We start from the raw sequence: 20,132 nt of genomic DNA on the forward strand, positions 1-20,132 counted from the left end.
GAATGTCAGAAGCGCGTGCCGAAGCCGAAGCGGATGACCTGGGTCTCGTCGTAGGACTGCTTCACGACGGCCTGCGCGATATCGACGTTGATCAGACCGATCGGCGTCCGCCAGGAGATGCCCACGCCGGCGCCGACGCGCGGCGCGGCATCGTCCACGATGGTCGGGCCGGTATAGGGCGTCTCGGACAGCGAGCCGACATCGACGAAGGCGCGGCCGACGAGCCCGAGTTCCGATGGTACGGGCAGCGGGAAGCGCAGCTCCGTGCTCTGTGTCCAGAGCAGGCGGCCACCCAGCGGGTCGTTGCCCTGCAGGTCGCGCGGGCCCGCGCCGGCCAGCGCGAAGCCGCGGAGATTGTCGCCGCCGAGGAAGAACCGGTCCACGATGCGTTCCTGGTCGTCGCCCCAGGGCTCCAGCCAGCCGGCGCCGGCCTGCAGCACCAGCACGAAATCCGGGTCGCCGAAGATCCGCTCCAGCGGGATGTAGCCGGCGACGTCGCCGCGCAGGCGCACATAGCTCACATCGCCGCCAAGACCAGCGAGGTCGGTGCCGACGCGGATGATGTAGCCCTGCCGCGGCTCGACGCGGCTGTCGCGCACGTCATAGACCAGCGTCGTGCCGACCTGCGACAGCAGGGTCGTGCCTTCCTGCTCCTGGATCGGCAGGCTCGCATTGTCCTGGACGTCGTAGATCGTGCGCTGCACCAGGCTGTAGGCCCAGGACTGGCGCATCCGTTCGTTGAACTCGTAGCCGGCGCGCAGCACGGTGCCGTAGCGCCGCTCGTTGTAGGAGGCGATCTCCTGCAGGTTGCGCTGCAGGTAGAACACGTCGAAGCCGGCCGCGAGGTTCCGATCGAGGAAGGACGGGTCGGTGACCGAGAAGTCCACCTGGCTGCGCCGCTGCGCCAACACCGCCTGAAGGCGCGTATCCACGCCCGTGCCGGCGATGTTGCGCTCGCGGATGCCGAAGTCGAGCAGGAAGCCGGCGTCGGTTGAGAAGCCGCCACCCAGCGACACCTCGCCGGTGGCGCGTTCGGCGACCGTGGTGTTCAGGATGGAGCGGTCCGGCCGCGAGCCCGGCACGGCCTGGATGTCCACGTTGCTGAAGTATCCCAGGTCGCGCAGCCGCTGGCGCGAACGGCGGACATTCGACGCGTTCAGCGGATCGCCCTCGGCCAGGCGGAATTCGCGGCGGATCACGTGGTCGGCGGTGCGGACATTCCCGCTGATGTCGATCCGCTCGACGAAGGTGCGGCCACCCTCGACGACCTCGAAGATCACGTCGACGGTGCGCTCCTCGCGGTTGCGGGCGATGCGCGGGCGGATCTCGACGAAGGGCACCAGCGTGCCGGCGACGTCCGTCATCTGCTCGGTCGCGCGCTCCACGGCCTCGCCGTCGTAGTAGTCGCCGACATCGAAGGGCACGCTGCGGCGAAGCACCGCGTTGTCCACGGCCGGAAGCGCGGAGTTGATCTCCACCTTCCCAACCCGGTAACGCGGCCCCTCGTTGACCGTGTAGGTCACGAAGAATCCGCTGCGGTCAGGCGACAGTTCGGCGACGGCGCCGGTGATCTGCACATCCGCGAAGCCCGATCGCAGGTAGAAGCGCCGCAGCAGCTCGCGGTCGAAGGCAAGCCGCTCGGGGTCGTAGATGTCCGAGCTCGAGAGGATGCGGTACCAGGCCTGCTCGCGGGTCGCGATCACATCCTTCAGGCGCCGGTCGGAGAAGGTTGTGTTGCCGACGAAGCTGATGCGGCTGACGAGGGCGGTCGGTCCCTCGTTGATCTCGAACACGACATCCACGCGGTTCTGGTCGAGGTCGATCACCTTCGGCTCGACCGTCGCGCCGAAGCGGCCGCGGCGCGCGTAGATATCGAGGATGCGCTGGCGGTCGGCCTGAGCCTGCTCGGGCGTGAAGACGGCGCGCGGGCGCAGCGTCACCTCCGGGCGCAGCGCGTCGTCGTTGACCTTGCTGTTGCCCTCGAAGGCGACGCGATTGACCAGCGGATTTTCCTGCACCTCCACGACGATCCGGTCGCCCTGACGGGTCAGCTTCACATCGCGGAACAGGCCGGTGGCGAAGAGGGTGCGCAGCGAACGGTCCATCCGGTCGGCATCGAAGGGATCGCCGGGCTGGATCAGCATGTAGGACCGGATGGTGTCGGCCTCGATGCGCTGGTTGCCCTGCACCTCGACCGCGCGGATCACGTCGCCGCGCGGCGCGGGAGGACGCTGGCGCGCCTGCGCTTCCGCAGCGCCCGCGCGCGGGCGCGGCTGTGCATCGGCGGCGGCAGACAAGGCGAGCGGGGCGAGGACGCCCAGCAGGAGCAGCAGGAGCCGGTTGGCAGCCAAGGTGGGGTTCCCTGGGGCGTGAGAAGCGGCAGACACCTCTAGCCGAAGGCACCCATGCCCGCCACCCCGACCCAGGCGCAAGCTGCATTTCCGAAGGTTTCAGCCGGCTTCCGCGCGGCGCAACCTGTTGACCGCCAACAGGTTGTGCCGATCGGGGCGCCGTCCCCGCGGGGCGCCGGGGCGCGGGCGCGGCAGCCCGGCGCCGCCCCCGGTCCCGGAGGCGCCGATTCGCGGGCCTAGCCGAACAACCCCGCCGCCCAGCGCACCACGCCGAGATTCGTCAGATCGTTCCAGGTGGCGAAGACAAACAGCGTGATCAGCAGCGCGAAGCCGGCGCGATAGCCGAATTCCTGCGCCCGCGGCGGCAGCGGACGACCGCGGATCGCCTCTGCCGCGTAGAACACCAGATGCCCGCCATCCAGGATCGGAATGGGGAACAGGTTGATCAGCGCCAGGTTCACGGACAGCACCGCCATGAAGCTGATCAGGCTGGCCACGCCCAGCGCCGCCGCATCGCCTGCGATCTTCCCGATGCCGAGCGGGCCGCCGAGGTCATCCGTGCCACGCGCGCCGGTGATCATCTGCCACACCGCCGAGAGCGTCTGCACGCTGACATCCCAGGTCTGCGCCACCCCGGCCCAAGCGGCGCTGAGCGGATCGAGCCGCTCGAACTCCGATGGCGTCGCGCCGACGCCGAGGATGCCGACGCTGCCGCTTCCCTCCGGCGTCGCGGTCAGCACGCGCTCCTGCCCGTCGCGCAGCACGGTGATCGCCACCGGCGTGCCGGCGCGCGGCTGGATGTGGCGCTGCACCTGCTCGAAGCGGGAGACCGGGTTGCCATCCAGCGCGATGATCTGGTCGCCCGGCGCGAGCCCGGCGCGCGCCGCCGCAGAATTCTCCCGCACCGTGCCGACCATGGTGGTGGATCGCGGCTCGCCGACCGTCGCGAAGAGAATGCCGAACAGCACCGCGGCCAGGGCGAAATTCGCGATCGGACCGGCCGCCACCACGATGGCGCGGTCACCCACCGACTTCTCGTGGAAGGTCTCGCCTTCCCGCCAGCCGGCCTGGACCTCGGCGGAGGCCTCCTCGGCCGTCTCCTGGCCATGCATCTTCACGTAGCCGCCGAGCGGGATCCAGCCGATCCGCCACTGCGTGCCACGCTTGTCCACCCAGCTCGCCAAGGGGCGGCCGAAGCCCACCGCGAAGCGTTCCACATGCACGCCACGCCAGCGCGCCGCGAGGTAGTGGCCGAGCTCGTGGATGAAGACGAGAACGCCGAGCACGACCACGAAGGCCAGGATCGTGCGGAACGGGTCGGGAAGGAAATCCACTGCTCTCTCCGGTTGGCCGGCCAGTCTCAGACGGTCGCCGCGCGCGCCTCGGCCTGCCGCAGGGCCTCCGCGCGCGCCGCGTGATCGAGGGCGACGATCGCATCCAGCCCATCCGGCCTGCAGGCCGGAAGCGCCGAGAGCGTCTCCTCCACCACCGTCGCGATGTCGAGGAAACCGAGGCGCCGTTCCAGGAACAGTGCCACGGCCGTCTCGTTCGCGGCATTCAATATGGTTGGGGCCCCGCCCCCCGCCATCAAGGCCTCCCGCGCGAGGCGCAAGGCCGGAAAGCGGATCGGGTCGGGGGCGAGGAAGTCGAGCCTTGCCAGGGCGGCAAGGTCCAGGCGCGGGATGTCGGCCGCCATCCGGGCGGGCCAGGCCAGCGCGTGGGCGATGGGCGTCCGCATGTCCGGCGTGCCCATCTGCGCCAGCAGCGAGCCATCGGCATATTGCACCATGCCATGCACCGCGGATTGCGGATGCACCAGGACCTCGATGCGGTCCGGCGGCAGGCCGAAGAGTCGGGCGGCCTCGATCACCTCCAGCCCCTTGTTCATCATGGTGGCGCTGTCGATGCTGATCTTGGCGCCCATGGACCAGACGGGGTGCTTCAGCGCCTGGTCCGGCGTGACACGCGCCATCCGCTCCAGCGGCCAGTCGCGGAACGGCCCGCCCGAGGCCGTCAGGATCACCTTCTCCACCGCTTCCGGCGCGCAGCCCATCAGGCATTGGAAGACAGCGTTGTGCTCGGAATCCACCGGCAGCAGCGTCGCCCCGCCCGCAGCGGCCGCGGCCAGCACCAGGTCGGCGGCGCAGACGAGGCTTTCCTTGTTGGCGAGCGCCAGCGTCCCGCCGCGCGACAGCGCCGCCAGGGTCGAGCGCAGGCCGGCCGCGCCGACGATGGCCGCCATGGTCCAGTCGGCCGGTCGCGCGGCGGCCTCCACCACGGCGTCCGGGCCGGCGCCGAGCGCGATCCCCTGCCCCGCCAGCGCCGCCTTCAGCGCGCCATAGGCCGACGGATCCGCCACCACCGCCTGCCGCGCGCCATAGCGCACAGCCTGGGCGGCGAGCGTCGCGACGTCGCGATTCGCGACCAGCGCCTCGATCCGGAACTCGCCGGGCGCGGCGGCCTCCATCAGGGCGATGGTGGAGCGCCCGATGGAGCCGGTGCTGCCGAGAATGCTGACGCTGCGCGCCATGCTCAGCCCCAGTGCCACAGCAGCCGGCCATAGCCGAGCAGGAAGGAGACCAGGGCCGCGACGGGCGCCGCGGCGAGCAGGCCATCGAGCCGGTCCAGCAGCCCGCCATGGCCGGGGATCAGGGAGGAACTGTCCTTCACGTGGAAATGCCGCTTGATCGCGCTCTCGAGCAGGTCGCCGATCTGGGACGCTACGCCGAGCAGGGCCGCCACCGCCAGCACGGGCAGCACCTCGACACGGGAATCCACCGCGAAGGCGACGCCCAGCCCCACGAGCAGGGCGGCAAGCAGCCCGCCGGCTGCACCGGACCATGTCTTGTTGGGCGAGACCGCCTGCCAGAGCTTCGGCCCCCCCAGCACCCGCCCCGCCATGTAGGCCCCGATATCCGAGGCCCAGACGACGAGGAACAGGAAGAAGACATTGGCGCGCCCGGCCCAGTTGTCGTGCCGCAACTCGATCAGCGCGATGCCCGCCAGCCCGATATACAGCACGCCCAGCGCCAGCCGCAGCGCCGGCTGGGTCAGGGTTTCGGCCATGCGGTGGGCGAACCACCAGGTGACGACGAAGCCGACCGCGAGCACCAGCAGCGCCAGCCGCGCATGGTCCTGCACCGCCAGCGCACCGGCGGCAAAGACCGCGACCGGCACGGCCATGCCGGGCAGCACGCGGATGCGCCGTCCGCAGAGATGCACCCATTCCCAGGCCAACAGCGCGACCGCGAGAGCCATCATCCCCGTGAAGGCCTCGGCGCCCAGCCAGATGCAGGCCAAGGCCAGCGGGCCGAGGACCATGGCGGAGAGGGCACGCTTGCGCAGGTCGCCCCAGCGCTTGGCACGCGCCGCGGCGTCCACCACCGCGGCCTGGGCGACGGCGGTGGCCGCGGTGTCGCGCGCGGTGGGCGGTGCCCTGTCGGCCGGCGCCTTCTGGCTCACGCCGACCCGGCTCAGGCCGCGCGGGCGCCGTAGCGCCGCTCGCGCCCGGCGAAGTCGGCGATCGCCGATTGCAGATGCGGCGCGCCATAGTCGGGCCAGAGCACGTCCTGGAAGACGAACTCCGCATAGGCCGCCTGCCAGAGCAGGAAGTTGGAGATCCGCTTCTCGCCGGAGGTCCGGATGATCAGGTCCGGGTCGGGCATGCCCGCCGTGCCGAGGAAGCCAGAGAAACAGTGCTCGTCCACGCTCTCCGGGTCCAGCGTGCCGGCCGCGGCACGCCGCGCGATCTCCCGCGCAGCGGCGGCGATCTCCGCCCTTCCGCCATAGGACAGGGCAACGGTCAGGTTGAGCCGGGTGCCGCCCGCGGTCGCCTGCTCCGCGCGCGCGATGGCGCGGACGGTCTCCGGCCCGAAGCGGTCGCGATCGCCGATGATGCGCAGCCGGACGCCTTCCTTGACCAGCCGCGCGACCTCGGTGGCGAGGTAGTGGCGCATCAGCGCGGTGAGGTCGCGCACCTCCTCCGCGGGGCGCTGCCAGTTCTCCGAGGAGAAGGCGAACAGCGTCAGCCAGCCGATGCCGGCATCGCCGGCGGCTTCCACCACGCGCCGCGCCGCCTCGGCGCCGGCCTTGTGGCCCAGCGCCCGCGGCAGGCCGCGCGCGGTCGCCCAGCGGCCATTGCCATCCATGATGATGCCGACATGCCGCGGCACGCCCGGCCGGGGGGCCGGTTGCGGCGCGGCGGCCGGGGCCACCTTCGTCGTGGCCGTGGCGGCCGCGCTCATACCGTCCATCTGTCCCTGCGTCCCAGACCCCGGGGGCTCAGCTCGTCCGGATATCCTTTTCCTTCTCGGCGAGCGCCGCGTCGATCTGCTTGATGTGCGAATCGGTCATCTTCTGTACCTCGTCGCTCCAGCGCTTCACGTCGTCCTGGCTGGCCTCGGACTTCTTGTCCTTCTCCCAGCCCTTCACCGTCTCCATCCCGTCCCGGCGGACGGCGCGGGTCGCGACGCGCGCGGCCTCGGCATACTTGGCCGCCGTCTTCGCCAGGTCGTTGCGGCGTTCCTGGGTCAGCGGCGGCAGCGGCACGCGGATCACCTGCCCCTCCGCCATCGGGTTCAGCCCAAGGCCCGAATCGCGGATCGCAACCTCCACCTGCTTGGTGATGGAGCGGTCGAAGACCTGCACCGACAGCAGCCCCGGACCGGCGACCGAGATGTTCGCCACCTGGTTCAGCGGCTGGTTCGTGCCATACGCCTCGACGCGGATCGGCTCCAGCAGGGCGGGGCTGGCGCGGCCGGTCCGCAGGCCGGCGAATTCCTTCTTCAACGTGTCCATCGCGCCATCCATGCGGCGCTGCAGGTCCAACTTCAGCTTCGGAAAATCGGCGGGCATTTCCCCGTCCCTCCTCCCCTCAGAGATCCACGACCGTGGTGAAGCGGCCTTCGCCCTTCATCACCGCGGTGAAGGCGCCGGGCTCGTGGATGTTGAACACGATGATCGGCAGCTTGTTCTCACGCGCCAGGCTGATCGCCGCGGCATCCATCACGGCCAGGTCGCGCGCCAGCATGTCCAGATAGGTCAGCGTGACATAGCGCTCGGCCTTCGGGTTCTTGCGGGGGTCGGCGGAATAGACGCCGTCCACCTGCGTGCCCTTCAGCAGCGCGTCGCAATCCATCTCGGCCGCTCGCAGCGCCGCGGCCGTGTCGGTGGTGAAGAAGGGGTTGCCGGTGCCGCCGGCGAAGATCACCACGCGCCCCTTCTCCATGTGCCGGATCGCGCGGCGGCGGATGAAGGGCTCGCACAGGCTCGCCATGTTGATCGCGCTCTGCACGCGCGTGTGCACGCCGAGCTTCTCCAGCACGTTCTGCATGGCCAGCGCGTTCATCACGGTGGCCAGCATGCCCATGCCGTCGGCCTGGGCGCGATCCATCCCGGCAGAGGCGCCGGAAACGCCGCGGAAGATGTTGCCGCCGCCGATCACCAGGCAGACCTGCACACCGAGCGCCACCACATCCCGCACATCCTCGGCGATCGCCTTCAGCGTGCCGATGTCGAGCCCGTAGTCGCGCTGGCCCATCAGCGCCTCGCCGGAGACCTTGAGCAGGACGCGCTTGTAGCGGAGGGCTTCGGTCATCGGGGCTCCAGAAGGACTCCGGGAAGGGCGGGCGGGCGCGCGGCGGCGGAAGATAGGCGTGGCGCCGTGGCCACGGCAAGGCAGGGTCGCCCGCGGGCCGCCGCAAACACGACGAAGCCCGGGACAGGACGCGTCCCGGGCCAGCCGCGCGCTCTGGCGCAGGCGGGGTTTCTGCCCCGCCGGGCGCCGCTCAGCCCTTGCTCATCGCCGCGACCTCGGCGGCGAAGTCGCTGCTCTCCCTCTGGATGCCCTCGCCGAGCTGGAAGCGGGCGAAGCCGGTCAGGTTGCCGCCGGACTTCTTCACCACTTCCTTCACGCGGGTCTCCCCGTCATGCACCCAGACCTGCTCCAGCAGGACCACTTCCTCGTAGTATTTCCGGATGCGGCCATCGATCATCTTCTCGATGATGTCCGCCTTCTTGCCGGAGGCGGCCGCCTGCTCGCGCAGCACCGCCTTCTCGCGCTCGAGCTCGGAGGGCTCGACACCGGAGATGTCGAGCGCCGTCGGGCGGGTGGCCGCGACATGCATGCCGATCTGCCGCCCCAGCGTCTCCATCGCCTCGAGCTCGCTCGCGGCTTCCAGCGCGACCAGCACGCCGATCTTGCCCAGCCCCGGCTTCACGGCGTTGTGCACGTAGGACGCGACGCTGCCGCTCGTCACCCGCAGCACGCGGGCGCGGCGGATCGTCATGTTCTCGCCGATCGTCGCGATGAGGTGGGTCAGTTCCTCCTGCACGGTGCGGCGATCACGCGCGCCCTCGATCAGTTCCGGCACGCCGGGATAGGTCGCGTTCTTCAGCGCCTCCACGTCCTCGCCGACCGACAGGGCCAGTTCGGCCACGGCGGCGACGAAGTGCTGGAACAGCTCGTTGCGCGCGACGAAGTCGGTCTCGGCATTCACCTCGACCATGGCGCCGACGCCGGGGCCGGTGGCCACGCCGACGAGCCCCTCGGCCGCGACGCGGCCCGACTTCTTCGCGGCGGCCGAGAGGCCCTTCTTCCGCAGCCAGTCGATCGCGCCTTCCATGTCGCCGCCCGACTCGGTCAGCGCCTTCTTGCAGTCCATCATGCCGGCGCCCGTGCGCTCGCGCAGTTCGCGCACCATCGCCGCGGTGATCTCGGCCATTGATTGAGACTCCTTGTATGTGCCCTCAGACGCCGGGCGCGGCCTCCGGCCGCTTGGCTTCCGCCGCACCGGCGGCGGGCCGCATTCGCGGCCTCGGCCGGCTGGCGCCGGCCGCCCGGCACCACAATTCGAAGCGTGCCGCCGGTGTGGTCCGGCGGCGAGACGGCCGGCTTGCGCCGGCCGCCCCACGCGTCAGTTCACTCCGCCGCCGGCTGGTCGGTCGGGGCGACTTCGAGGGGCGCTTCCGGCAGCGCCTCGGGGGGCAGGTCCTCCATCGCGCCGATATCGGCGCCGGAGGAGGAGAGCGCGCCGGCCAGACCGTCCAGCACCGCGCCCGCGACGCTGTCGCAGTACAGGTGGATGGCGCGGATCGCGTCGTCATTGCCCGGGATCGGGAAGGCGATGCCCTGGGGGTCGGCGTTGCTGTCCACCACGGCGATCACGGGGATGCCGAGCTTGTTGGCCTCCTCGATCGCCAGCTTCTCCTTCACCGTGTCGATGACGAAGATGATGTCCGGCAGGCCGCCCATGTCCTTGATGCCGCCCAGCGCACGCTCGAGCTTGTCGCGCTCGCGCGTCAGCATCAGGACCTCCTTCTTGGTGAGGCCCTGGATGTCGCCGCCGAGGCGCTCCTCCATCTGCTTCAAGCGCTTGATGCTGCCCTGGATGGTCTTCCAGTTGGTCAGCATGCCGCCCAGCCAGCGATGGTTCACGTAGTACTGGCCGCAGCGCTGCGCGCTCTCGGCCACGTAGTCGGCCGCGGCCTTCTTGGTGCCGACCATCAGCACGCGGCCGCCGCCGGCGACCACGTCGCGGATGGCGCGGAGCGCGCGGTCCATCATCGGCACCGTCTGCTGCAGGTCCAGGATGTGCACCTGGTTGCGGACGCCGAAGATGTACGGCGCCATCCGCGGGTTCCAGCGGCGGGTGTGGTGGCCGAAATGCACGCCGGCCTCGAGCAGGCCGCGCAGGGTGACGTCTGGCATCGCCATCGGGCGAGGAATCCTTCTTCTTCCAGTGGTCCGGTTAGGCCTCCGCGGCGCCATCCCCGTGGTCATCGAGACCGAAGTCATCGAGACCCCAGGGGACCGGACCCGTTCTGGCCGTGTATGGCTGGAAGGGTGCGCCGCGTGCGGATTTGCCGCCGCCAGGGTCTTCCCCCGGCGCCGACCGCGCGCATATGCCCCACGTCGTCCGTCGAGGCAAGGGCGGCGGCGTTCCCGCCTCGGTTTCCCCGCGACCGGGCCGCGGCTATCCTGCCGCGCGATGCGCATCCTCGTGATTTCGCCCACGCCCTCGCACCCGCAGGATGCCGGCAACCGCGCCCGCATCCATGCCCTTCTCACCGCGCTGAAGGAGCGGGGGCATGCAATCCATCTCTGCCTGCTGCTGCGCGAGACCGTCACGGAGGACGGGCTCGCCGCCATGCGCGCCGCCTGGGACGAGGTGATCCCGGTGCCGCATTACCGCCCGGCCGAGCGCCGCACCCTGCCCGGCGGCCTCAACGCACTGGACGACTGGATCCTGCCGGAGGCCGAGCGCGCCTTCGCCGAACTCGCCGCGCGCGAGCCCGGCTTCGATATGGTGCTGGTCAACTACGTCTTCATGAGCGCCGCCCTGCTGCCCTTCCCGCCGGAGGTGGTGAAGGTGCTGGACACCCACGACGTCTTCGCCGACCGCGCCGCCAAGCTCGCCGCCCTCGGCCTGCCCAACCGCTTCTTCGCCACCACGCAGCAGGAGGAGAATCGCGGCCTCGACCGCGCCGACCTGGTGCTCGCCATCCAGTCCGAGGATGCGACGGATTTCTCGGCCCGCATCCGCGCGCCGATCCTGACACTCGGCCACCTGCCGGCCGAGCGCCGGCCGAAGCTGCCGCCCCGCGAACCCGATGGCCGGGTCGCCATCGGCTACATCGGCAGTTCGAACCCGATGAACACCCGCGCCCTCGGCCGCTTCCTCGGCGCGCTGGATCTCGAAGCGCTGGACGCCGGGGGGGCCGCCGTGCTGGTCGCAGGCGGCGCGGCAAACGCGCTGGAGCCCGGCCCCGGCCTGGTCCCGATCGGCCCCGTCGCCGATGCCGACGACCTCTATGGACGGGCGGACCTCGTGGTGAACCCGCATGAGGGCGGCACCGGACTCAAGATCAAGACGGTGGAGGCCCTGGAGCGCGGGCGGCCCGTGATCGGCACCGCGGAGGCCTTCGCCGGCCTGCCTGCCGAAGCCGCCTTCCACGCCGCGGCCGACGCCGCGGAGGTCGCCGCCTATGTCCGCCGCTACGTCGCCGAGCCGGATTTCCGCGCGGAGGTCGCCGCCGCCTCCGCGGCGCTGGCGGAACGCTATGCGCGGGAGGTGCTGGATGCACGCGCCCTGCTCGCCTCCCGCCCCGCGCTGGCGCGCCTGCGCGACCGGCCGCGCGTTCTGCTGGTCACCGATGTCCGCTTCTGGCGCAACAAGCTCGGCAACCACCAGCGCATCACCGCCCTGATCGCGGCGACTCGCGCCGAGGCCAATCTCGACCTGTTCTTCACCGCGCCGATGACCGCCGAGGAGCGGCAGGCCGCGCGCCGCGTCCTCGGCCCGCGCAGCCGCGTCTTCGTCGCCGGGGGCGCGCAGCCCGCCAAGCCGCCGGCCGACCTCACCCCCTATGAGCGCAGCCGCTTCAGCGGCAGCATCTTCGCCGCCTTCGAGGCGCATCTGGCGCAGCATCCGCCGCAGGCCGTCATCGTCGAATACCTGATGCTGTCCTATCTGCGGCACGCCGAGGGCCTGCCCGCGCTGACCGTGCTGGACACGCATGACGTGATGTCCGTGCGGGCGCAGAACTTCAAGCGCTTCGGCCGCATCCACTTCGTCCGCATCTCGACGGCGGAGGAACTGCGCATCCTCGGCGGCTTCGCCACGGTGCTGGCGATCCAGGCGGAGGAGGCGCGCTGGCTGGAGGCGCTGCTGCCGGGCCGCGTGCTGCTCGCGCCGCACACCGTGCCGGCGGTGCCCCGCGCCAAGGGCAGCCCGCAAGGCGCGCGGCTGCGCGTGGGTTTCATCGGCGGGGACAGCCCGATGAACCGCGACGGGCTGCGCTGGGTGATGGACCAGGTCTGGCCGGCGGTGCTGCCGCTGGGCGCAGAACTGCATGTGGCCGGCGGCGTCTGCTCCACCATGCCTGAAGGCCGCGAAGGCGTCGTCGCGCATGGTGAGGTGGAGGACGGCTCCGCCTTCCTCGCCAGCCTCGACATCGCCGTTAACCCGGTCTTCTACGGCGGCGGGCTCAAGATCAAGACCGTGGAATACCTCGCCCATGGCCTGCCCTGCGTGCTGAGCGCGGAGGCGCTCTACGGCATCGCCGGCGGCGCCGGGGAGGCCTATGTCCTCGCCCCGGACCAGGGCGCCTTCATCGCGGGCCTTGCCGCGCTGATCGAGGATGCGGCGCTGCGCGCGCGCATGGGCGCTGCCGCGCAGGCTTTCGCGCGGCGGCATTTCGGCCCGCGCGAGTTGGAACGGGCGATGCGCGCGCTGATGCAGCTTGCGCGCGGCGTGCCGCGGCCCGTCCTCGCCCAGCCGGCATGATCGGGACGCGGCGGCTCGACCGGCTGCTCCTGCTGCTGCCCTCCAACCGGCTCGGCGGGACCGAGCGGCATACCGCGACGCTCGCGGCGCGTCTGAAGGCACGGACCGGCATGGCCGTTCACATCGCCGCCGCGCCGGCGCTGCTGCCCGGCCTGGCCGCGCTGGAGCCCGAAGGCGCCGAGCTGCACCCGGCCGAACTCGCCTGGGAGGGTGCCGAGCAGGCCGAGGAGCGCGCCGCTCGCCAGGCGGCAGAGACGCGGCGGCTGCTCGACGACCTCCATCCCGATGCCGCGCTGGCCGCGCTGCCCTGGCCCGACGCCGGCAGCGGCCTGCTCCCGGCGCTGGCCAAGGCGAGCGTGCCGCGCCTGGTCCTGCTGCACCTGGCGCCGGAAGCGGAGCCGCCGGAGGCCGTGCCGTCGCTCGGGCTCGATGGCGCCATGGTCGCCGCCGTCTCGTCGCCGGTCGCCCGACGCGCGGCACTGGCCTGGGGGCTGGCGCCAAGCACCGTCGCGGTGCTGCCGAACCCCGCGCCGCGGCCGGTCGCGGCGGACCGCGCCGCCACGCGGCGGACGCTCCGCGCCGCGCTCGGCCTCGATGCCTCGGCACGGCTGCTGCTTTTCGTCGGGCGGCTGGAGAAGGCGAAAGGGGCGGAGCTGCTGCCTGGCATCGCGGCGCGGCTGAAGGCGACCATCGCCATCGCCGGAGAAGGACCGTTGCGGGAGCTGCTGGACCGCGCCGCCGCCGAAGATGGCGCCGGTCGGCTGCGGCTGCTCGGCCAGCTCGCCGATCCCGCCCCTTGGTACCTGGCCGCCGATGCTCTGCTACTGCCCTCGCGCCTGGAGGGTGCGCCGCTGGTGTTCCTGGAGGCCGCCGCGAATGGCTGTCCCGTCGCCGCGACGCCGGCTGCGCTCGAGGCTTTCGGCGAGGAGGCACCACGTGTCGCCAGCATTGCGGACACGTCGGACGCGGCGGGCATGGCGGTGGCGGCCGCCGCGCTGCTGGGCGATCCGGCTCGCGCCGAAGCCCTGGCCGCCGCGGCGGCGCGCCTCGCCGCCGGACGCCACTGGGCGGGGGTCGTGGATCAGGCGCTCGGGCTGCTGCGCGGCGCCGTGCTCAAGGCCGGGGGAGGATTGGCATGAGGATCGGCACCGCCGAGCTGGCGGAGATCGAGGCCGGTGCGCCGGCGCTGGTAGCGGCCCCCGGGATCGCGCTGCCGCCGCTGCACCCGCTGCTGGTCCTGACGCCGCGGGACGGCGTGCTGACGCGCGCCGATTGCCCGCCGGACCGCAGCGTGGCGCTGCCGCCCGACCTGCCGCTGCTTGCGCTGCTGGCGCCCGAACTCGCCGCCGCGGAACTGCTGCCCCTGCTGCCCGAGGGTCTTCCGGTGCTGGACGACCCCGCCATGCTGCCGGCGCTGCTGGCCGAAGTGCTGCAGGCGGCGCAGGCCGGGCGCGACGCGGCCGAGGCCGAGGCCAGGCTGCTCCGCCGCGCGCTCGGCAGCGCGACGCCGCGGCCGGCCCTGGCGCTCGACCTGCCGCCGATCGGCGGCGCGGCCGTTGCGGCGCCGGCAAGCCAGCCGCTCGGCCGCCCCGCGACCGGACTCTGCACGCTGGAACTCCACCTCGCCGCGCCCGGCCGGGGCACGCTGCATCTGCGCCTGGTGGCGGGCGAACGGGTGGTCGGAAGCTGGCGGGTTCCCGAAGCGGCGCGCCCGTCCGGCTGGCTCGCCCTCGATCTGCCGGAGCCCGCACCTGAGCTGGCCGACGAGGCACTGCTGGAGGTTGTCGCGGATGGCGCGGAGGTGCCGCCGCTGCTCTCCCTCTGCTCCGGCGAGCCGCAGGCGGGGCTGGCGCTGCGGCTCTGGACCGCCGGACCCGGCTGGTCGGTGCTGCCGCGCCACTTCGACTGGGCCGCGCTCGGCGCCGCCCGGCCGATCCTGCCCCTGCCCTTCCCCGCCCCCCTGCTGGCGGAGGCGGTGCCCACCGGCGGGCGGGCCGAGCTGGTCGCCCTCGGCGAGGACATTCCGCGGCTGGCGATCGAATTGCCGGCGGAAGGCACCATGACGCTCGACCTGCCCGCGGTGCCGGTCGGCCCCGCCGACCTGCTGCGCCTGGCCTTGCTCCGGCGCGAGCCGGACGGCGCGTCGGTCGAGGTCGCGCTCGGCACCGGCGCGGCGACCACCGGCTGGCGGCCGCTCGGCATGCGCACGGAACTGGCGCTGCCGCTGCCCGCCGGCGGCATGGTGGTGCCGCGACTCGCGCTGCGGCAGAGCGGCGCACGGCCCGTGCTGCTGGAAATCGAGAGCCTGGCGCTGCTCGCCGGTGCCGCCGGCGAGAAGCGGATGGCGCCGGCGGCGGAGCAGGAGGGCGGACGTCGCCGCCATGCCGTGATGGTGCCGCCCGGCCCTGTCCTGCCGGCCTGGCAGCCTGCGCCGCCCGCGCCGCCGCCGGATGCCGTGGCCAGCGGGCGCGGCGGCGCGCGCGCTGCCGTCGCGGCCACGCCCTTCCTGCCGGCAGGCGCGACGGGCTTCCAGGAGTTCCGCCTCAACCAGCATCTCGACAAGGCCGGCTCGACCTATCGCCACATGGATGTGGCGATCGCCGGGCTGGTCTCGCCCGGCGGGCTGTGGCGCCAGGTGCGCCTGAAGCTGTTCGAGCGCCGGGGCGTCGCCGGCCTCGAGTTCCGCCAGGCGCGGGGCTGGCCACCCATGTTCGATTCCTGGCCGCAGGGCGGGAAGGACCCGCATGGCCCGTTCTGGCGGCTTGAGACCGAGGCGACCGCGACCGCGCTCGCCGCGCTCACCACGCCTCATGACCGCGCCTTGATCGCCGCTCTCATGGACGTGCTGCCCGAGGTCGCCGGTCGCGCGAGCCGTGCGGCACGGCTGGATGCACCGGATACCGCGCGCTGGGCCACGCTTGCCGGCCGGGTTGCCGAGGCGGTTGCCCTCGCGCGCGAGGCCGGCCGCACGGCCTGATCGCGCAGGTCGCCGCACGCCGGAACGGAAGTGCCGGCGCATCGTTGAGGTCGCGATGATGCGCCGCCGCCAGGACGGCGCAGCTCGCAACCAGACGAGGAGCGCCGACGGCATGAGCGATCGGAACGACCCAAGGACGAAGGCGGAGCGCCCGACGGAGGATCTCCGCACGACGGCCAGCGAAGCGGCCTCCAGCATCGCAGCGGAAGCCAGCGCGGCGGCCCGCACGGTGAAGGAGGAAGGGGCGGCTGTCCTGGAAACCGCCAAGGCGCGCGCCAGCGAGGCCGCGGAGCAGGGCGTGAAGCAGGGCGCCCGCCAGGTCGGCGGCGTGGCGCGCGCGATCCATCGCGCGGCTGACGAGCTGGAGAAGGAAAGCCCCGAATTGGCGCGCACCATCCACGACGCCGCCGGCCGCGTGGATGGCATGGCGCGCGCGCTGCGCGAGCGCAGCCCGCGCGACCTGCTGCGCACGGCGGAGGATTTCGCGCGCCGCCAGCCACTGGCCTTCTTCGGCGTCGCGACGCTGGCAGGATTCGCGCTCGCCCGCTTCGCGCGGGCTTCCGCGGATCACCATCACGAGACGACGCATGGCCGCATGCAGCCGGGCATCACGCCGGAGAGCGGGCCGATGCGCCATTACGGCCATGTCGGCGGCAACGGCCCGCTGGTCGCCGCGGCGCCTGGCGATTCCGGCGTGACCGCGGAGAAGCCGGAAGGCACGGCGACGCTCGTCGCGGCGCAGCCGGGCGAGTCCGTCACCGGCCCGCAGAACCGCGACCGCATCTGAGAGGGAGGCCGCCATGTCAACGCAGTACGACCCCGACCGGGTGCCACCGAAGCCGACCCGCGCGGTGAACGACGATGCGCGGCTGCATGACTCGCGCAGCGTGCCGGAATTGCTGGGCGACATGCTCACGCAGCTCTCGCTGCTGTTCCGCAAGGAGATCCAGCTCGCCCGCGCGGAGATGAGCGAGAAGGTCTCCGACGCCGGCGGCGCCATCCCCGGCATGGCCGGCGGCGCCGGCCTCGCCTTTGCCGGGCTCATTCTTCTGCTGATGGCCGCCGCCGCCGGGCTTTCCGCCTGGCTGGCCATCGCAGCCGGATGGAGCCTGCTGATCGTCGGCGTCCTGGCCGCCCTGATCGGCTACGCGCTGATCCGCAGCGGCATGTCGAAGCTGAAGGCGACCAACCTCACCCCGCATCGCACTGCCGAGCAGCTCTCGCGCGATGCCCAGGCAGCGAAGGAACAGGTGGGATGAGCACGACGAGCAACACACAGGGCATGGGCACGACCAATCCCGGCGACCGTTCCGCCGCGGAGATCGAGCGCGAGGTCGAGCAGACCCGCGCGCGCCTGACCGGCACGGTCGAGGAGCTGAAGGACCGCGTTTCGCCGGGCACGCTCGCCGAGCAGGGCATGGAGTGGCTGCGCGGCTCCGGTGGCCGCCAGTTCCTCGACAATCTCGGCGGCACGCTGCGCGACAATCCGGTTCCGGTGGTGCTGATCGCGGCAGGCATCGGCTGGCTGGCGATGGGCGGTCGCGGCGAGGGGCGGGCGCATCGTCGCTGGCGCGAGCACGACCCCTATGAGGACGCGCCGCCGATCGGCTACGGCGCCTATCCCGGCGAGAGCTATCCGCCGGAGGCCTATGCCGGCGACGCAGCCAGGGGAACCAGCGAGTCATCCGCCTTCGGCACTGCCACGCATGACGCTGCGGCCGGGATCGGCGAGCGTGCGTCGCAGATGCGTCGCAGCGCCGGGGAGACCGCGCATGACCTGCGCGATCGCGCCGGCAGCATGGCGGAGCGCGCCGGCCAGGCGGCGAGCAGTGCCTGGGACAGCGTCTCCGGCGCCGCCGAGCAGGTCTGGGACAGCGCGACGGGCGCAGCAAACTCGGCGGCCTCCGGCGCGGGATATGCGGGTCGGCGCGTCGCGGGCGGCGCCCGGCGCGGCTGGAGCGCCGCGGCGGACACGGCCTCCGGGCTTGGCCGCGGTGCATACCGCATGGGCGACCGAACCGGACGGCGCCTCGCCGAGACCGTCGAGGAGCAGCCGCTGCTGCTCGGCGCCTTCGGCCTGGCCATCGGTGCGGCCATCGGCGCGCTGCTGCCTTCCAGCACGGCCGAGGATCGCCTGATGGGCGAGAGCCGCGACCGCGTGGCGGACCGGCTCTCCGCCATGGCCGGCGAGGCCTATGACAAGGCGAAGGAGACGGCTGGCGAACACCTCGGCGATGCGCAGGAGCGCGTCCGCGGCGGCGCCCAGGCCCTTGGCGAGGTCGCCCGCGACCTCCGCGAGACGGTGGAGCGCACGGCGCAGGATGTCGGCAGCGCGGCGCGCGCGGAGATCGACCAGGCTGAGAAGGACGGTTCCGAACGGCGTGGCGAGAAGCCTGCCGCATCCGGCACCGGCACCGCGACGACGCCCGGCACCGACAAGACGGCCACACCCGGGACGGGCGTCGGAACCGGCACCGGCAATCCGCCTGGCCGGACCACCGGCACCAGCACGGGCCCCAGTGGCGGCCCCCGCATCGGGCCAGTCTGACCCCGTGGCGTCCCTCCCCCGCAGGGCGGGGGAGGGAAACCGCTACTTGCGTTTCGGCGCGGCCGCAGCCGGCGCCGGCGGGAGGTCTTCCTCGAGCACGGTGATGTGCACGGCGTAGGAGACCTCGCCCTCTTCGTCGTCGCGATGGACGGTGCCGATCACCTCGTCCTGCACCATCACCTCCACCGACATGCCCTTGCGCGCCGGCGGGACGAGCGTGATCCGCTCGGATCCAAGGATGCGCCGCAGATAGGTCTGCACGCGGGCGATGTCGGTTGGCGTCATGCGTCGGCACTCCGTCTGTCGCGGGCTGCTATGCACCGTCCGCGCGCGGTGGTCGAGCCTGCCGCTCACCCCGCCGCCGCGGAGCGGCTTCCGAGGAACGCATCGAGCGGCCCGGCTATCGCATCCCATTCCGCGGCGATCGCCTTGTGGATGCCAAGGTCGAAGGCGTTGAGCGCGGCGATGCGGTCGCGCAGCGCCTGGTCTTCCAGTGCACGCACTACCTCGGCCTTCTCCGCCACCGCGCCGTCATTCACCCGCTTGCGCGCGGCCGGCAGCGACGGCGCGCCGGCCAGCAGCGTGGTCAGCGCGCGATAACCCAGCGCGTAACGCTCCTGCACGCCGATGAACGCATAGCGCGCGCGCAGCATGGCGAGCCCCGCGGCAACGTCCGCCTCCTGCACGACGCGCGGCGGCAGCAGGTGGCGCGCGATGCGGTTGCGCTGGCCCTTCAGCTCCACGAAGGCGGCGAAGTTCGGGATGCGCGTCCGCACCTCCGCCGCCAGCGGATGCATCGGCGAGCGCTGGTAGAGATAGTCGGAGACCAGTCGCGCCACGGGCTCGCGCAGCATGGTGAACAGCGCGGTCCCCGGCAGCGCATCCTGGATGCGCTGCACATGGCGGTGCTGCACATGGCCCGAGGCGATGCGACAGGGTGCGTCGCGCTGGGCTGCGATGAAGGCCTCGGTCGCATCATCGTAGCGTTCCGGCGCCGGCCGCGCGCGGTCGAGATGGTCGATATGGATGCTGCGATAGGGCGGGATGAGTGCGGCAAGGTCGGCCGCCAGCGAACTGCCGGCGGTCTTCGGCACATGCACGAACAGCCAGAGCGGCGGCGCCGGGCGTGGTGTGAGCCATGCCTCGAAACAGCCATCGAGCAGCAGCCCGGCGTGGCTCATGCCAGGCGCTTCGCCAGCGCCTCGCGCAGGCGCTGCCAGCGTGGCGCCACCGCCTGGTACAGCGCGACGTCGAGCGGATTGGCGGCGCGGATCCGCGCGGCCATATCCGGCGACACGCCCTGCTCAGCTTCCTCCGTCGCGCCGACATTCTCGCGCAGCGTCGGCCAGGCTGGCGCACCAAGCATCGTCGTCAAGGTGCGGAAGCCGAGCGGATAGAGCTCCTGCACGCCGATGAAGTCGTAGGTGCCGAGCAGATGCGCGACGCAGGCGGCGGGATCGCCGTCGGCACGGATCTCCCGCGGCACCAGGTGCTCCGCCATCTTGTTGCGCTCGGATTCCAATGCGAGATAGGCATCGAGATCCGGCACGCGCGCGCGGAACTCCGCATGCAGCGGATGCCGCTCCGATCCCTGGTAGCGGAAGTCGGAGACGACGCGGCTGACCGGGTCGCGCAGGAAGGTCACCACCCGCGTATCCGGCATCGCCGCGCGGATGCGCGCGACATGGCGGGCGAAGATGTGGCCGGAGGCGAAGCGCACCGGCTTCTCCGCCGCACGCGCCAGGAAGCGCTCGACCGACTGGTCCATGCGCTCATGGAAGCTGCGCGCGGTGTCGGCATAATCCACGACGATGTTGACGTCGGGCTGGCGCAGCGCCGCGATCTCCCGCCGGAGCGAGGTGCCGGCGGTCTTCGGCACGTGCACGAACAGCACCAGCCCCTGCCCCGGCGCCGCGGCGCGGAAATAGGCGTTGAAGCTGCCTTCGAAGAGCAGCCGCATCGGCCCCGGG

At 72.3% G+C, this 20,132-nt stretch carries 18 protein-coding genes; 6 read left to right on the plus strand and 12 right to left on the minus strand.

From position 1 onward, the window contains the following. Nucleotides 1-5: 5 nt before the first annotated feature. From bamA to rpsB, 9 genes are all read right to left on the minus strand, one after another. Nucleotides 6-2,351 carry an outer membrane protein assembly factor BamA gene (gene bamA, locus E4T13_RS12325; RefSeq protein WP_240791104.1) on the minus strand — a complete coding sequence of 782 codons (2,346 nt, stop codon included), beginning with the start codon at nt 2,349-2,351 and terminating at the stop codon, nt 6-8. Between the two features lie 236 nt (nt 2,352-2,587). Then, nucleotides 2,588-3,685 carry an RIP metalloprotease RseP gene (gene rseP / locus E4T13_RS12330; RefSeq protein WP_137178602.1) on the minus strand — a complete coding sequence of 366 codons (1,098 nt, stop codon included), beginning with the start codon at nt 3,683-3,685 and terminating at the stop codon, nt 2,588-2,590. A gap of 26 nt (nt 3,686-3,711) precedes the next feature. Next, complete coding sequence (gene dxr, locus E4T13_RS12335) at nt 3,712-4,881, minus strand: 1-deoxy-D-xylulose-5-phosphate reductoisomerase (protein ID WP_137178603.1); 1,170 nt, start codon at nt 4,879-4,881, stop codon at nt 3,712-3,714. Nucleotides 4,882-4,883: 2 nt separating this feature from the next. Continuing rightward, nucleotides 4,884-5,813: a CDP-archaeol synthase gene (locus E4T13_RS12340; protein WP_240791105.1), complete on the minus strand. Its 930-nt coding sequence runs from the start codon at nt 5,811-5,813 to the stop codon at nt 4,884-4,886. Nucleotides 5,814-5,824: 11 nt separating this feature from the next. Beyond that, complete coding sequence (uppS, locus tag E4T13_RS12345) at nt 5,825-6,595, minus strand: polyprenyl diphosphate synthase (protein WP_137178899.1); 771 nt, start codon at nt 6,593-6,595, stop codon at nt 5,825-5,827. 37 nt (nt 6,596-6,632) lie between these two features. Next, on the minus strand, nt 6,633-7,205 hold the full coding sequence (frr, locus tag E4T13_RS12350; RefSeq protein ID WP_137178604.1) for a ribosome recycling factor: 573 nt from the start codon (nt 7,203-7,205) through the stop codon (nt 6,633-6,635). A 19-nt stretch (nt 7,206-7,224) separates the two neighbouring features. Beyond that, entirely contained in the window at nt 7,225-7,947 is a 723-nt protein-coding gene (gene pyrH, locus E4T13_RS12355; RefSeq protein WP_137178605.1) for a UMP kinase, read from the minus strand. A 190-nt stretch (nt 7,948-8,137) separates the two neighbouring features. Continuing rightward, entirely contained in the window at nt 8,138-9,073 is a 936-nt protein-coding gene (gene tsf / locus E4T13_RS12360) for a translation elongation factor Ts (protein WP_137178606.1), read from the minus strand. 197 nt (nt 9,074-9,270) lie between these two features. Next, a complete protein-coding gene (rpsB, locus tag E4T13_RS12365; protein WP_137178607.1) occupies nt 9,271-10,065 on the minus strand; it encodes a 30S ribosomal protein S2 in 795 nt (264 codons plus the stop codon). 274 nt (nt 10,066-10,339) lie between these two features. Here rpsB and E4T13_RS12370 point away from each other — a divergent pair, with 274 nt between their 5' ends. The 6 genes from E4T13_RS12370 to E4T13_RS12395 all read left to right on the plus strand — a co-directional run bounded on the left by E4T13_RS12370 (nt 10,340) and on the right by E4T13_RS12395 (nt 18,162). Next, nucleotides 10,340-12,637: a glycosyltransferase gene (locus E4T13_RS12370; RefSeq protein WP_170984967.1), complete on the plus strand. Its 2,298-nt coding sequence runs from the start codon at nt 10,340-10,342 to the stop codon at nt 12,635-12,637. Then, nucleotides 12,634-13,776 (plus strand): glycosyltransferase, encoded by a 1,143-nt coding sequence (locus E4T13_RS12375; RefSeq protein WP_137178609.1) that lies wholly within the window; start codon nt 12,634-12,636, stop codon nt 13,774-13,776. Before E4T13_RS12370 ends, E4T13_RS12375 begins: the two co-directional genes overlap by 4 nt. Then, on the plus strand, nt 13,773-15,614 hold the full coding sequence (locus E4T13_RS12380; protein WP_137178610.1) for a DUF6212 domain-containing protein: 1,842 nt from the start codon (nt 13,773-13,775) through the stop codon (nt 15,612-15,614). The genes E4T13_RS12375 and E4T13_RS12380 overlap by 4 nt, the downstream gene beginning before the upstream one ends. Before the next feature lie 112 nt (nt 15,615-15,726). Next, nucleotides 15,727-16,401, plus strand: a complete 675-nt coding sequence (locus E4T13_RS12385) for a hypothetical protein (RefSeq protein ID WP_137178611.1) — start codon at nt 15,727-15,729, stop codon at nt 16,399-16,401. Between the two features lie 13 nt (nt 16,402-16,414). Beyond that, nucleotides 16,415-16,873: a phage holin family protein gene (locus E4T13_RS12390; RefSeq protein WP_137178612.1), complete on the plus strand. Its 459-nt coding sequence runs from the start codon at nt 16,415-16,417 to the stop codon at nt 16,871-16,873. Continuing rightward, nucleotides 16,870-18,162, plus strand: a complete 1,293-nt coding sequence (locus E4T13_RS12395; protein WP_137178613.1) for a DUF3618 domain-containing protein — start codon at nt 16,870-16,872, stop codon at nt 18,160-18,162. The genes E4T13_RS12390 and E4T13_RS12395 overlap by 4 nt, the downstream gene beginning before the upstream one ends. Before the next feature lie 42 nt (nt 18,163-18,204). Here E4T13_RS12395 and E4T13_RS12400 read toward each other — a convergent pair whose 3' ends face one another. The 3 genes from E4T13_RS12400 to E4T13_RS12410 form a co-directional block, all read right to left on the minus strand. Then, nucleotides 18,205-18,447 (minus strand): DUF3126 family protein, encoded by a 243-nt coding sequence (locus E4T13_RS12400; RefSeq protein ID WP_137178614.1) that lies wholly within the window; start codon nt 18,445-18,447, stop codon nt 18,205-18,207. Nucleotides 18,448-18,512: 65 nt separating this feature from the next. Further along, a complete protein-coding gene (locus E4T13_RS12405) occupies nt 18,513-19,343 on the minus strand; it encodes a sulfotransferase family 2 domain-containing protein (RefSeq protein WP_137178615.1) in 831 nt (276 codons plus the stop codon). Then, nucleotides 19,340-20,122 carry a sulfotransferase family 2 domain-containing protein gene (locus E4T13_RS12410; protein WP_170984968.1) on the minus strand — a complete coding sequence of 261 codons (783 nt, stop codon included), beginning with the start codon at nt 20,120-20,122 and terminating at the stop codon, nt 19,340-19,342. The genes E4T13_RS12405 and E4T13_RS12410 overlap by 4 nt, the downstream gene beginning before the upstream one ends. Between the last annotated feature and the right edge of the window lie 10 nt (nt 20,123-20,132).

It is taken from the genome of Roseomonas sp. AR75 (assembly GCF_005222815.1).
Taxonomy (GTDB): Bacteria; Pseudomonadota; Alphaproteobacteria; order Acetobacterales; family Acetobacteraceae; genus Falsiroseomonas.